10 protein-coding genes are annotated in these 13,911 nt (G+C 73.6%); 4 read left to right on the top strand and 6 right to left on the bottom strand.

Translation table 11 applies throughout. From position 1 onward, the window contains the following. The first annotated feature begins 186 nt into the window (after positions 1–186). On the top strand, positions 187–1,233 hold the full coding sequence (locus AQJ58_RS01350; protein ID WP_067243998.1) for a LacI family DNA-binding transcriptional regulator: 1,047 nt from the start codon (positions 187–189) through the stop codon (positions 1,231–1,233). A 403-nt stretch (positions 1,234–1,636) separates the two neighbouring features. On the opposite strand, the gene AQJ58_RS01345 is transcribed toward AQJ58_RS01350, so the two are convergent. Next, on the bottom strand, positions 1,637–2,254 hold the full coding sequence (locus AQJ58_RS01345; protein WP_067243996.1) for an RBBP9/YdeN family alpha/beta hydrolase: 618 nt from the start codon (positions 2,252–2,254) through the stop codon (positions 1,637–1,639). Here AQJ58_RS01345 and AQJ58_RS44155 point away from each other — a divergent pair. Continuing rightward, positions 2,253–2,498 carry a LysR family transcriptional regulator gene (locus tag AQJ58_RS44155; protein ID WP_420712134.1) on the top strand — a complete coding sequence of 82 codons (246 nt, stop codon included), beginning with the start codon at positions 2,253–2,255 and terminating at the stop codon, positions 2,496–2,498. The genes AQJ58_RS01345 and AQJ58_RS44155 overlap by 2 nt on opposite strands. A gap of 313 nt (positions 2,499–2,811) precedes the next feature. Here AQJ58_RS44155 and aroA read toward each other — a convergent pair whose 3' ends face one another. After that, on the bottom strand, positions 2,812–4,047 hold the full coding sequence (aroA, locus tag AQJ58_RS01335; protein WP_067243994.1) for a 3-phosphoshikimate 1-carboxyvinyltransferase: 1,236 nt from the start codon (positions 4,045–4,047) through the stop codon (positions 2,812–2,814). Between the two features lie 4 nt (positions 4,048–4,051). Next, a complete protein-coding gene (locus AQJ58_RS01330; protein WP_067243993.1) occupies positions 4,052–4,993 on the bottom strand; it encodes an EamA family transporter in 942 nt (313 codons plus the stop codon). 88 nt (positions 4,994–5,081) lie between these two features. On the opposite strand from AQJ58_RS01330, the gene AQJ58_RS01325 reads away from it, so the two are divergent. Continuing rightward, positions 5,082–5,999: a LysR family transcriptional regulator gene (locus AQJ58_RS01325; protein ID WP_067243991.1), complete on the top strand. Its 918-nt coding sequence runs from the start codon at positions 5,082–5,084 to the stop codon at positions 5,997–5,999. A 288-nt stretch (positions 6,000–6,287) separates the two neighbouring features. After that, positions 6,288–8,072 carry a glycoside hydrolase family 3 protein gene (locus AQJ58_RS01320; protein ID WP_067243989.1) on the top strand — a complete coding sequence of 595 codons (1,785 nt, stop codon included), beginning with the start codon at positions 6,288–6,290 and terminating at the stop codon, positions 8,070–8,072. A 10-nt stretch (positions 8,073–8,082) separates the two neighbouring features. On the opposite strand, the gene AQJ58_RS01315 is transcribed toward AQJ58_RS01320, so the two are convergent. From AQJ58_RS01315 to AQJ58_RS01305, 3 genes are all read right to left on the bottom strand, one after another. Next, positions 8,083–9,501 carry a S28 family serine protease gene (locus tag AQJ58_RS01315; protein WP_067243988.1) on the bottom strand — a complete coding sequence of 473 codons (1,419 nt, stop codon included), beginning with the start codon at positions 9,499–9,501 and terminating at the stop codon, positions 8,083–8,085. A gap of 102 nt (positions 9,502–9,603) precedes the next feature. Further along, positions 9,604–9,954, bottom strand: coding sequence for a hypothetical protein (locus AQJ58_RS01310; RefSeq protein WP_079078630.1), 351 nt, complete (start codon positions 9,952–9,954; stop codon positions 9,604–9,606). 160 nt (positions 9,955–10,114) lie between these two features. Further along, a complete protein-coding gene (locus AQJ58_RS01305) occupies positions 10,115–13,834 on the bottom strand; it encodes an ABC transporter ATP-binding protein (RefSeq protein WP_067243986.1) in 3,720 nt (1,239 codons plus the stop codon). Positions 13,835–13,911: the final 77 nt, after the last annotated feature.

The following is a 13,911-nucleotide window of genomic DNA, read 5'->3' as shown; positions in this document are numbered from 1 at the left end:
CGGTGGTCCGGACAAGACCGTGTCCATCCCGAGTTGTTCGAGGGGGCGAACAAGAGGGGGTTGTGGCCGTAGGGTCTGCTCGGACACGCCCGGAACCGCGACCGCGGCCGGCCTGTCTTACGTGGACGTATGAGTACGTGGACGTATGGGGACGTACGACGAGATGCGTGACCGGAGGACGACGAGATGACGGTGACCCTGGCGGACGTGGCGGCCCGCGCGCAGGTCTCGCCCGCGACGGTGTCGCGCGTGCTGAACGGGAACTATCCCGTCGCCGCATCCACCCGTGAGCGGGTGCTGCGGGCTGTGGACGAGCTGGACTATGTGCTGAACGGACCCGCGAGCGCGCTCGCGGCGGCGACCTCCGACCTGGTGGGAATCCTGGTCAACGACATCGCCGACCCCTTCTTCGGGATCATGGCCAGTGCGATCCAGGGGGAGATCGGGGGACCCGGCGGGCGCGCCGGGGGCGAGCGGCTGGCGGTGGTCTGCAACACCGGGGGCTCGCCGGAGCGCGAGCTGACCTATCTGACCCTGTTGCAGCGGCAGCGGGCCGCGGCCGTGGTGTTGACCGGCGGGGCCATGGAGAACGAGCCGCACGCGGCGGCGATGGCGGCGAAGCTGCGCAAGCTGGGCGAGGCGGGGACGCGGATCGTGCTGTGCGGGCGGCCGCCGGCACCGGACACCTCGGCGATCGCGCTCACCTTCGACAACCGGGGCGGCGGGCGGGAGCTGACCGAGCACCTGATCGGGCTCGGGCACCGCCGGCTGGGGTACATCGCCGGTCCCGAGGAGCGCACGACGACCCGGCACCGGCTGGAGGGGCACCGGGCGGCACTGGAGGCCGCGGGGATCGAGGAGGACCCCCGGTGGACCGTGCACGGGCGGTACGACCGGCGGGCGGGGTACGAGGCCACGCTGGAGCTGCTGCGGCGGGACCCGACCCTGACCGCGGTGGTCGCCGCGAACGACTCCGTCGCGCTGGGGGCGTGCGCGGCGCTGCGGGACTCGGGGCTGCGGATTCCCGAGGACGTGTCGGTGGCCGGGTTCGACGATCTGCCGTTCAGCATCGACGCGGTGCCTGCCCTGACGACGGTGCGGTTGCCGTTGGCGGAGGCGGGGGCGCGGGCGGGGCGGATCGCGATGGGGCGGGAGGAGCCGCCGCCCGGGGGGATCGCTACGGTGCGGGGGGAACTGATGGTGCGGGGGTCCTCCGGGGGGCCGCGGGTCTAGGCACCGTTCGCTTGTTCGGGGGCCCGGTGCTGGAGCGGCCGTCTCCGGGGGCTGCCGCCCCCGGGGCCCCGCTTCGGCCCTGAACGGGCCTCGTCCTCAAGCGCCGGACGGGCTGATCGAGCCGACGTGGGCTGCGAAGGTGCCGGTCCCGCACGGACACACACTTGCGGCCACGCCAGACCCGCACCCACACCCACGCCCGCACCGGCACCTGCACCTGCACCTGCACCCACACCCGCAGCCGCAGCCGCAGCCGCAGCCGCAGCAAACCAAGACCCGAACCCGCGGCCACGCAAGACCCGAACCCTCTCCCGCACCCCCGCCGGAACACCCGCGCCCCCGCCGGACGGATACTTACCAGCGACCCCCGCCGCACGCACCTTCGGCGCCTGGCCCCGCTGCCCTAAGGGCGTACCCGCAATCGTGCCGTCCGGTCCAGGCACCACTCCAGTACGGACGGCCAGGGGCCGTAGCCCGCGTCCAGGTCGAGGTGGGCCGCTCCGGGGAGGAGGTCGGCGGTGAGGCCCAGCGGAGTGCCGTACGCGGCCTGGGCGCCCTCGGGGAGGTAGGGGTCGTCGTCGCCCGCCACCAGGTGGGTGGGGGTGGGGAGACGGAGGCCGGGCAGGGGCGGGGGTGCGAATTCCGCGATCTCCGGGTGGCTTCGGACCACGGAGGCGGAGGGTGGGGCCACCAGGAGGACGCGGTCGGGCGCGGTGACGCCGGGCAGGTCGCGGGCGGCGGCGTGCAGCCAGAGGACCGCGGAGAGGCTGTGGGCGATCACGACCCGTTCGGAGGCGGCGGGGCCGAAGTCGGCCAGTAGGCCCTCCAGTTCGGTCAGCCAGGCCTCCAGGGACGGGGTGTCCGGGTCGGGGAGCTGGGGGTACGTGACGGAGTGGCCGAGGGCGGTGAGACGGTCGGCCAGCCAGTGCTGCCAGTGGGCCTCGGGGCGGCGGTTCTGCCAGCCGTGGAGGACGAGGAAGGCAGGGGAGGCGGAGGAGGTGGGTGAGGGCGTGGTGGGCATGCTGGGATCATTTCCTGCCCCGTCAGCCAGGTCCAGCGGCAGGCTGACCCCTTCGGCGGTCGCCCAGCAGCTCGCCGCCCTCGCCCGTGACCTGGGGGTCCCCCTCACCGAACGCGACGGCAGAGGCGTACGGCTCACCGGACAGGCCCGGGTCCTGCTCGCCCACGCCGACGTCATCGCCGCCCAGTTGGAGCGGGCCCGCGCCGCTCTCGCGGCGCACGCCGACGGCGGCCGGGCACGGTGACCGTCGGCTGTTTCTCCAGCCCCATCCTGGGGCTGCCACCCACCGCGCTGCGCGGGCTGCGCGAGCGGCTGCCGCGGCTGCCGCGGCTGCGGGGCGACGTCGTCGAGGCCCAGCCGCCGGATCTGGCCACCGCGCTCGACGCCGGGCAGCTCGATGGCGCCGTGGCGGTCGACTTCGCCGAGCATGCCGCCTCCCCAGCGGCTCCGGCGGCTCCGGCCGCCACAGCGCACCAGCCACACCAGCCACACCAGCTGCACCAGCCACACCAGCCACACCAGCGTGCCCCGGAGCACCGGCCCCCGCAGGACGGAACTCAGCCGACGATCTCCTCCTTCAACCGCGCGAACGCCTCGTGGAAACCCGGGAACGTCTTGCGGACGCAGCCCGGGTCGTCGAACGAGATCCCGGGGGTGCGCAGGCCGGTCACCGCGAAGGACATGACGATGCGGTGGTCGCCGTACGTCTTGATCTCCGCGCCGCTCGGCGCCCCCGGCCGGATCTCGATCCAGTCCTCGCCGGTCGCCACGTCCACGCCGAGCCTGCGCAGGTTCTCGGCGCAGGCGTCGAGGCGGTCGCACTCCTTCACCCGGGTGTTGGCGACGTCCTCGATGCGCACCGGGCCCGAGGCGAAGGGGGCGATCGCGGCGAGGGTCGGCATGGTGTCGGAGATGTCCCGCATGGTGACGGTGACGCCGTGGAGTACGCCGGTGCCCGTGACGGTGGTGCGGTCCGCGCCGGTCTCCACCCGCGCGCCCATCCGGCGCAGCACCTCCACGAAGCCCAGGTCGCCCTGGAGCGCGCCCTCGCCGAGGCCCGCCACGGTGACCTCGCCGCCGGTGAGCGCGGCCGCCGCGAAGAAGTAGCTGGAGGTGGAGGCGTCGGGTTCGATCGGGTAGGTGGTGGCGCGGTAGCCGCCCGGCGGGACGACATAGGTGTCGCCCTCGCGGGCGACCTCCACGCCGAAGGAGCGCATCATCGCGATCGTGATCTCCACGTACGGCGCGGAGACCAGGTCGGTGACGGTGATGCGCAGCCCGGTGCGGGTGAGCGGGCCGAGCAGGAGGAGGGCGGTCAGGTACTGGGAGGACTGGCCGGCGTCCAGCACCACCTCGCCGCCCTCAACGCCGTGCGCGGCGACCGTGAGCGGGTGGTGGCCCTCGGCCTCCTCGTGCCGCAGGTCCACGCCGAGGTCGCGCAGGGCGCGGGTGAGCGGCAGGAGGGGGCGGCGGCGCATCTGGGGCGAGGCATCGAAGCGGAAGGTGCCGTGGCCGGCGGCGGCGAGGGTGGGCAGGAAGCGGGCGGTCGTCGCGCCGTCGCGGCAGTAGACGTCGGCCTCGGTGACGGCGGGGCCCTGGGGGCGGCCGTCGATCTGCCAGCTGTCCGGGGTGCGGCCGACGCGGTAGCCGAGCCGGGCCAGCCCTTCGGCGAAGCCCTCCGTGTCGTCCGAGCGCAGGGGCCGCTGAAGGGTGGTGACACCGTCGGCGGCGGCCGCGAGGAACAGGGCACGGGCGGTGATGGACTTGGAACCGGGGATGTCGACGAGGGCCATGCCCTCATGATCCCGTGCGTACCGGCTGCGACGGGGCCGAGTCCACGGGATGGACCGGGGACGCGGCGGGCGGCGGGGACGCGGCCGCCGCCCGGGCCGGTGCCAGTGAGGTCAGGGCCACCCCGCCCACCAGGAGGGCCGCCGCGCACCAGCGCAGGCCGCTGATCGGCTCGCCGAGGAACAGGGCCGCCGACGACATGCCGAAGACGGGGACCAGCAGCGCGAAGGGGGCGACGGTGGAGGCGGGATAGCGGTGCAGCAGCCGGCCCCAGGCGCCGAAGCCGAGGACGGTGGTGACCCAGGCGACGTAGAGGACGGTGCCGGCGCCCTGCCAGTCGAGGGCGCGCAGGGCGTCGTAGTCCCGGCTCGGGCCCTCCGTGAGGAGGGAGAGGGCCAGCAGGGGCAGCACCGGGACCGTGCTCACCCACACCATGAAGTTCAGGGAGTCGGGCGGGGCGGCCTTGCGGGTGAGGACGTTGGAGGCGCCGAAGCAGACGGCCGCGGCGACAACCAGCGCGAAGGCGCCGAGCGGGCCGGAGGTCCCCTCGTCCACCGCCGCAACCCCGATGCCGGCGAGCGCGACGGCCATGCCGAACAGCCGCAGCCGGCCCGGGCGTTCGCCGAGGACGGCGAAGGCGATGACCGCCGTGAACACCGCCTGTATCTGGAGGACGAGGGAGGACAGGCCGGCCGGCATGCCCGCGTCCATACCGACGAAGAGCAGGCCGAACTTGGCGACGCCGAGGACCAGCCCGACCGCCACGATCCACGTCCAGGCCACCGTGGGGCGGCCCACGAGGAACACGGCGGGCAGGGCGGCCGTCAGGAAGCGCAGCGCCGAGAAGAGCAGCGGCGGGAAGTGTCCGAGGCCGATCTCGACGACGGTGAAGTTCGCGCCCCATACGGCGGCGACGAGCACGGCGAGGGCGAAGTGGGCGGGTCGCATGCGTCGAGGATCACCCGCCGGGATCGTTAAGCACCAGCGATGATTGCTGCACGATCGGATGAAGCAACGCTAATGTTCGGAGGGTCTGGTGCTCGATCTCCAGCGACTGCGCGCCCTGCACGCCGTCTCGGTCCACGGCACCGTCGGCGCCGCGGCCGCCGCGCTCGGCTACACCCCGTCCGCCGTCTCCCAGCAGATCGCCAAGCTGGAGCGGGAGACCCGGACGGTCCTGCTGGAGCGGGAGGGCCGGGGTATCCGCCTCACCGACGAGGCGCTTCACCTCGCGGCCACGGCACAGGAGTTGCTGGCGATCGTCGAACGGGCCGAGACGGAGCTGGAGGAGCGGCGCGGGGTGCCGGCCGGGCAGCTCGCCGTCGCGGCGTTCGCCTCGGCGGCGCGCGGGCTGATGCCGTCGGTCCTCGCGGACCTCGCCCGCGACCACCCGGCCCTGGACGCCCGGCTCGCCGAGATCGATCCGCATCTGTCGGTGGACCTGGTCGCCAGGGGCGTGGTGGACCTCGCCGTCACCCACGACTGGGACATCGCCCCGCTGCCCGCGCCGGCCGGTGTGGAGCACGCGGTGATCGGGGACGACCTGTGCGATCTGCTGGTCCCCGAGGGCCATCCCTTCGCGGGACGTACGGCCGTACGGCGCGAGGAGCTGGGCGGCGAGCGGTGGGTCGGCCAGCCGCCCGGCCGGGTGTGCCACGACTGGCTGGTGCGCACGATGCGCGCGGCGGGGCACGAACCGGACCTGGTGCACACCGCCGAGGAGAACCCGACCCTCGTGGCGCTCGTCGCGGCCGGCCTCGGGGTCGCCCTGATCCCCCGGCTCGGGCGCGGCCCGCTGCCGGCGGGGGTGGCGGAGGTGCCGCTCGACCCGATGCCGGTACGCCGGCTGTACGCGGTGTGGCGCACGGGGGCGGCCCGGCGGCCGGCGATCGCGGAGACGGTACGCGTGCTGCGGGAGTGGTGGCCGAGGGTGTCGGCGCATGGGCAGCCGTGAACGGCACCCGCTCGAACGGCCGTCACCACCACCCGCGTGGACGGCCGACCGTGAACGGCACCCGCTCGAACGGCCGTCACCATTCTCCCCATGCCCAGCTGTCAGCACCCTCTGCGCGTACCGCCGTGAGCGGCATCCGTGGGCGGTCAATGCGCCGAGGGCGGTGCCGGCGCGGGTAGCGTGCGGCGTACGCCCCAGCCCTCCCCCGCCGCCCTCCCCCACGCCGCCCTCCCCCCCTCGCCGCCCTCGCCCGCCCGCACCTCCCCCACCCCGTGAAGGAGCGCGCCCATGCCCTCCCGACGTTCCGTCCTCGCCGCCGGCGCGGGCGTCACCGCCGCGCTCGCCGTCGGCGGTACGGCCCGGGCGGACGACGGCCGCCCGGCCGCGCTGCTGTCCCGGATGACGCCGGCGGAGAAGGTCGGCCAGCTCTTCGTGGCCCGGGTGTACGGCCACTCGGCGACCGAGCCCGACCGGGCCGACGCGGACGCCAACCGGGCGGAACTCGGCGTCCGCACCGCCGCCGAGCTGGTCGCGAAGTACCGGGTGGGCGGGATCATCTACTTCAGCTGGGCGCACAACACCCGCGACCCGCGCCAGATCGCCGAGCTGTCCGACGGCATCCAGCGCGCCGCGCTCGGGCAGCCGGGCGGTGTGCCCGTGCTGATCTCGACCGACCAGGAGCACGGCATCGTCTGCCGGATCGGCGGACCGGCCACCCTGTTCCCCGGCGCGATGGCCCTCGGGGCAGGCGGCGATCCGGCCGACGCCCGCGCCCTCGGCCGGATCGCCGGGCTCGAACTGCGGGCGATGGGCGTCCGGCAGAACTACTCCCCCGTGGCCGACGTGAACGTGAACCCGGCCAACCCGGTGATCGGCGTCCGTTCCTTCGGCTCGGACCCGGAGGCGGTGGCCGCCCTGGTCGCCGAGGAGGTGCGGGGCTATCAGGAGGCCGGGGTCGCGGCCACCGCCAAGCACTTCCCGGGGCACGGGGACACCGCCGTCGACAGCCACACCGGCTTCCCGGTGATCACGCACACCCGCGAGGTCTGGGAGCGGCTGGACGCGGCCCCCTTCCGCGCGGCGATCGCGGCGGGCGTCGACGCGATCATGACGGGCCATCTCCTGGTCCCCGCGCTGGATGACTCCGGTGACCCGGCCACCCTCTCCCGCCCCGTCATCACCGGCATCCTGCGCGAGCGCCTCGGCTACGACGGGGTCGTGGTCACCGACGCGCTCGGGATGGCGGGCGTCCGCACCAGGTACGGGGACGACCGGGTGCCGGTGCTCGCCCTGAAGGCCGGCGTCGACCAGCTCCTCGACCCGCCGGACCTCGCGCTCGCGCACGGCGCGGTCCTGAAGGCCGTGGCGGACGGGGAACTCACCGAGGAGCGGCTCGACGCGTCGGTGCTGCGCATCCTGCGGCTGAAGGAGAAGCTGGGGCTGCTGGCCGAGCCGTACGCCGATCCGGGCGCCGTCGGCCGGGTGGTGGGCCGCCCCGGTCATGCGGCGGAGGCCGACCGGATCGCCGCACGGACGACGACCCTGCTGGTCAACGAGGGTCCGCTGCTGCCCCTCTCGCCCCGCGCGTACCCCCGGCTCCTCGTCCTGGGTGCCGACCCGGCCTCCCCCTCCGGCACCACGGGCCCGCCCACCACGGTCCTGGCCGACGCCCTCACCGCCCTCGGTTTCACGGCGTCGGCGCTGTCCACCGGGACGGACCCGTCCGCCGGGACGATCGAGCGGGCGGTGACGGCGGCGGGCGCGGCGGACGCGGTGGTCGTCGCGACGTACAACGTCACCGCCGCGAGCCCCCAGCGCACCCTGGTCGAACGGCTGACGGCGACCGGCCGCCCGGTGGTGGTGGTCGCCGTGCGCAACCCGTACGACGTCGCCCTACTGCCGTCCGTACCGGCCTTCCTGGCCGCCTACTCCTGGACCGACGTCGAACTGCGCGCCGCGGCCCGGGTGATCGCGGGGGCGGCCGGGCCGCGGGGAAGGCTCCCGGTGCCGGTGCCACGGGCGGACGACCCGGCACGGGTGCTGTATCCCCTGGGCCACGGGCTGACGTACTGAACGCGTCAGGTCAGGGGCGCAGGGCCGGCTCCCGTTCCGCGTCCCGGACGTCCAGCTTCGCGTCGAACTTCGCCAGCGGCCTGGCCGCGGTGACCGCGGGGGTCGCAACGCCCGCCCAGGACAGGATGCGGGCGGTGGCGAGGGTCTTCTCGTCCGCCGTCAGGCCCGCCACGTTCGCGCCGTGGTTCATGCCGGGGGCCGTGAAGACGTAGGAGTCCTGGGCGCCCTTGCCGAGGCGGAAACGTTCGGCGCCCCAGGGGTCGTTCTGGCCGTAGACGAAGAGCATGTGCTGGGCGTGGTGCCGCACCCAGGTGTCGACGTCGCGCATGGCTCGGGGCCAAAAGCGCATCGGGATGTCGCGCGGGACGAAGTTGCGCGGGGGCTGGTAGCCGTAGCGGACGTACTTCTTCTCGATGTGCGGGAAGTGGATGGTGGGCGCGCCGAGTTGGGTGCCCGCCTGGTAGTAGTACGGGGTGTACGGCTCCAGGCCCTGGTCCGTGTAGAACGAGAAGCCGGAGATCGTGTCGATGGACGTCCAGATCTCGTCGTCGGTGGCGGTGGCCGCGTCCGCGGGGATCGTGGCGCAGTCCGCGAGCAGGCTGTACTGCCAGAAGCCCCAGACGTAGTCCAGGACGACGGCCTCGTAGGCGCGGTCCAGACCGCCGATGGTGGTGAACGTGTAGCCGTTCTCCGCGGCGTAGGCCTCGTACTTCGTCTCCAGCGGCGCGCGGCGCACGAGTGCCTCGCGCTGCACCGCGTTCAGCCGGTCGCGGCACTCCTTGGTGCCGACCGTGTCGAAGAAGCGGTCGTAGGCCGAGTCCTCGTCGTTCACGACGTCGTTGGGGGCGACGTAGGCCACCACGCCGTCCATGTCGCGGGGGTAGAAGCGCTCGTAGTACGTCGCGGTCATGCCGCCCTTGGAGCCGCCCGTGGAGATCCAGTTCGCGGGATAGATCTTCTTCAGCGCCTCGAAGATGCGGTGCTGGTCGCTCGCCGCCTGCCAGATGTCCAGCTTGGACCAGTCGGCCGGGTCGGGGCGGGACGGGGTGAAGAAGCGGTACTCCATGGAGACCTGGTTGCCGTCGACGATCTGGGTCGGCTCACGGCGGCTGGGGGTGGTGGAGACGTTGTAGCCGCCGGTGTAGAAGACCGTGGGGCGGCTGACGTCCTTGTGCAGCACCGTGATCCGCTGCTGGAAGGTGCCGGCGGACGGGTGCCGGTGGTCGGTCGGCTGGGTGAAGTTCAGGACGAAGTAGCGGTAGCCCGGATACGGCTTCTCCTGGATCAGGCTCATGCCCGGGACGGAGAGGAGCCGGTCCTTGATGTCCGTGCCGCCGGGGTCCGGCTCGGCGGCGGTGGCCGCCCCCGCCGTGCTCAGCGTGCCTATGAGCACGGTGAGGGCCAGCAGCCATCTGAGCGCCTTGCGCATGCGCGTGCACCCTTCCCTGTGAGACAGATGTGATCCGGAAGCTATCCGGGTCAACACCCGTCGCACCAGGGGGCGTTGGGGCTCAGGGGGTGAGTGTCGGGGTCAGCAGAGGATCCAGCCGGTGCTGATCGAGCCGGGGCCGACCGAGCCCTTCACCCGTACGCAGCGGTGTCCCGCGTGGGTCTGTACCGGGCCGATGCTGCGGGGGTCCACTCCCGCGGCGGGCACCGGGAAGAGGCCGCGGGCCTGCACGCTGACCGTCATGCTGCGGCCCCTGCCGGGGTTCTTCTGGAAGGTCATGGCGCAGACCGTGCCGTTGCGCTTGTAGACGTTCACATAGCCGGTGGCGAAGGTCAGGGTCCGCACCTTGTGCCCCCCGCAGTGCGCGGCCGCGGCCCCGGCCTCGGCCGGCGCCGCGAGCGCGAGCAGCCCGGAAGCGCTCAGCAGCGCCATGCCGACCGCCAGGCGTCGTCCCAGCCCACCCCGCGCGTCTTTGCCCACGGTCCCCGACCCCTCCCACGTTCGCCGTACGCGATGCCGCACACACGTGCCGCACACGCGCTTGCCGTACTGATGTACGGACGCCCGAGACGCGCCGGAGGTTGCACGGCCGTCACCGGGTCGCGCCGACGGGCTCCTCCGGTTCGGACGTGCCGACGAAGGTCCGCCACAGGTGGGCGTACCGTCCGTCGAGGGCGAGCAGCTCGTCGTGGGTGCCGTCCTCGACGACCCGGCCGTGGTCCATGACGACCACGCGGTCCGCGCGGGCGGCGGTGGTCAGCCGGTGGGCGACGACCAGCGTGGTACGGCGGCCGGCCAGACGGTCGGTGGCCTGGTTGACCTGGGCCTCGGTCGCCAGGTCCAGGGCGGCGGTGGCCTCGTCGAGGAGCAGGATGTCCGGGTCGACCAGCTCCGCGCGGGCCAGGGCGATGAGCTGGCGCTGCCCGGCGGAGAGGTTGCGGCCGCGTTCGGCGACCTCGTGGAGGTAGCCGCCGTCGAGGGTGGCGATCATCTCGTGGGCGCCGACCGCCCGCGCGGCCGCCTCGACCTCGGCGTCCGTGGCGTCCGGGCGGCCGTAGGCGATCGCGTCGCGGACGGTGCCGGGGAAGAGGTACGCCTCCTGCGGGACGACCCCCAGACGGTGGCGGTACGCCGTGATGTCGAGCGTGCGCAGATCCGTGCCGTCGACCGTCACCCGGCCCGACGTCGGGTCGTAGAACCGGGCCACCAGTTTGACCAGGGTCGACTTCCCGGCGCCGGTCTCGCCGACGAAGGCGACCGTCTGCCCGGCGGGGACGCGCAGGTCGATGCCGGCGAGCGCCTCCTCCTCCGTGCCGTAGGCGAAGCGCACGCCCTCGAAGGCGATCTCGCCGCGCAGGGCGGGGACCTCCAGCGGCACGTCGGCCGACCGGGTGGAGGTCGGCTCGCGCAGCAGCTCCTGGATCCGGCCCAGGGAGACGGTCGCCTGCTGGTAGCCGTCGAAGACCTGGGAGAGCTGCTGCACGGGGGCGAAGAACAGGTCGATGTAGAGCAGGTACGCGACCAGGGCGCCGGTCGTCAGCGTCGCCGCGTCCACCCGGCCCGCGCCCGCGATCAGCACGGCCGCGGCGGCCACGGAGGACAGCAGCTGGACGAACGGGAAGTAGATCGAGATCAGCCACTGGCCCCGGATGCGGGCCTGACGGTAGCTGTCGCTGCGCTCGGCGAACCGCGCCCCGCCGTCCCGCTCGCGCCGGAAGGCCTGCACGATCCGCAGCCCGGACACCGACTCCTGGAGGTCGGCGTTGACCACCGACACCCGCTCCCGGGCCAGCTCGTACGCCTTCACGCTCGCCTTGCGGAAGAAGTACGTGGCGACGATCAGCGGCGGCAGCGTCGCGAAGACGACCAGGGCCAGCTGGACGTCGATCACCAGCAGGGCGACCATGATCCCGAAGAAGGTGACGACCGAGACGAAGGCGGTGACCAGGCCCGTCTGCAGGAAGGTGGAGAGGGCGTCGACGTCCGTCGTCATCCGCGTCATGATCCGGCCGGTCAGCTCGCGCTCGTAGTAGTCGAGCCCGAGGCGCTGGAGCTGGGCGAAGATCTTCAGCCGGAGGCTGTACAGGACGCGTTCGCCGGTGCGGCCGGTCATCCGGGTCTCACCGGTCTGGGCCGCCCACTGCACGGCCACCGCGAGCAGGGCGAGCAACGACGCCGTCCAGACCGCGCCGAGCGCGAGCCGCGTCACGCCGTCGTCGATGCCGTGCCGGATCATGATCGGCAGCAGCAGGCTCATCCCGGCGTCCACGGCGACCAGAGCGAGGCTGATCAGCAGCGGGACGCCGAAGCCGCGGAGCAGCCGGCGCAGGCCGTACGACTCCTCGGGGGTGACCGCGCGGGACTCGTCCACGTCCGGGGTGTCGGTGGCGGGCGGCAGCGCCTCCACCTGGGCGAGCAGCTCGGGCGTGGCCGGCATGCCCGCCAGCGCGGTGTCCTTCGGCTGGCGGTCGGCGGTCCACAGCCGGGGCGTCACCCCGCGCTCGGCGTCGAACTCGGCGTCCAGCTCCTGACGTACGGAGGTGTCCTCGGCGCTCTCGCCCCGCTGGACGTGGCCGGGTGAGACGCCGCCCAGCTCGTCCGGGTCGGTCAGCAGGCGCCGGTACAGCGCCGAGCGCTCCTGGAGCTCCTCGTGGGTGCCGAGGTCGGCGAGCCGGCCGGCGTCGAGGACGGCGATGCGGTCGGCGAGGTTGAGGGTGGAGCGGCGGTGGGCTATCAGGAGGGTCGTGCGGCCCTGCATGACCTGCTTGAGCGCTTCGTGGATCTCGTGCTCGACGGCCGCGTCCACCGCCGAGGTCGCGTCGTCGAGGACGAGCAGCCGGGGGTCGGTGAGGATGGCGCGGGCGAGGGCGACGCGCTGGCGCTGGCCGCCGGACAGGGTCAGTCCGTGCTCGCCGACCCTGGTGGCGTAGCCGTCGGGCAGCTCGGCGATGAAACGGTCGGCCTGGGCGGCGCGGGCGGCGGCCTCGATCTGCTCGTCGGTCGCGTCGGGGCGGCCGTAGGCGATGTTGGCGCGGACCGTGTCGGAGAAGAGGAAGGAGTCCTCCGGGACCAGGCCGATCGCGGCCCGCAGCGAGTCCTGGGTCAGTTCGCGGACGTCGTGGCCGCCGATCAGGACGGCGCCGCGCGTCACGTCGTAGAAGCGCGGCAGGAGCAGGGAGACCGTCGACTTGCCGGAGCCGGAGGAGCCGACGACGGCGAGGGTCTCCCCCGGGCGGATCTCGAAGCTGAGGCCGTCGAGGACGGGGCGGGCGGCGTCGTAGCCGAAGGAGACGTCGTCGAACTCGACGGTGGCGGGCGCGTCGGCGGGCAGTTCCTTGGTGCCGTCCGTCATCGACGGCTCGGTGTCGATGAGCTCCAGGACGCGCTCGGTGCCGGCGCGGGCCTGCTGGCCGACGGTGAGGACCATCGCCAGCATGCGGACCGGGCCGACGAGCTGGGCGAGGTAGGTGGAGAAGGCGACGAACGTGCCGAGCGTGATGTGCCCGCGTACGGCGAGCCAGCCGCCGAGCGCCAGCATCGCGACCTGGCCGAGGGCGGGGACGGCCTGGAGGGCGGGGGTGTAGCGCGAGTTCAGCCGGATGGTGCGCAGGCGGCCCGCGAACAGCCGGCGGCCGACCTCGCGGAGCTTGCCGGTCTCCTGCTCCTCCTGCCCGAAGCCCTTCACCACGCGTACGCCGCTGACGGCCCCGTCCACCACACCCGCGACCGCCGCGGCCTGGGCCTGGGCGTACCAGGTCGCGGGGTGCAGACGGCTGCGGCTGCGCTTGGCGATCCACCACAGGGCCGGGGCGACCGCGAGGGCGACCAGGGTCAGGGGCAGGGACAGCCAGGCCATCACCACGAGGGAGATCACGAAGAGGGCGAGGTTCCCGACGGTCATCGGGAGCATGAAGAGCAGGCCCTGGATCAGCTGGAGGTCGCTGGTGGCCCGGCCGACGACCTGGCCCGTGGACAGCTCGTCCTGGCGGCGGCCGTCGAGGCGGGTGATCGTCGCGAACATCTCCGTGCGGAGGTCGTGCTGGACGTCGAGGGCGAGGCGGCCGCCGTAGTAGCGGCGGACGTAGGTGAAGACGTAGACGAGCAGCGCGGCGACGATCAGCAGGCCCGCCCAGGGTGCCATGTCCCGGGTGTGGGCACCGATGACGTCGTCGATGATCACCTTGGTGACCAGGGGGACGAGGGCCATGACGGCCATGCCCGCGAGGGAGGAGCCGAGGGCGAGCACGACGTCCTTCGGATACCGCCAGGCGTATCCGGCCAGCCGCCGCGCCCAACCCTGTTTTCCGCTCACGCCGGTGCCTTCCGCTTCGCCGATCTACCGGAAGGCACCAACGCCGGCGGGGGCGGATTTCATCCCGCCTTAACAAT

Origin of the sequence: Streptomyces sp. DSM 15324 (assembly GCF_001514285.1) — a bacterium.
Lineage (GTDB): Bacteria > Actinomycetota > Actinomycetes > Streptomycetales > Streptomycetaceae > Streptomyces.
The sequence above is the reverse complement of the archived record's forward strand: the minus strand, read 5'-3'. Positions and strand labels throughout refer to the sequence as shown.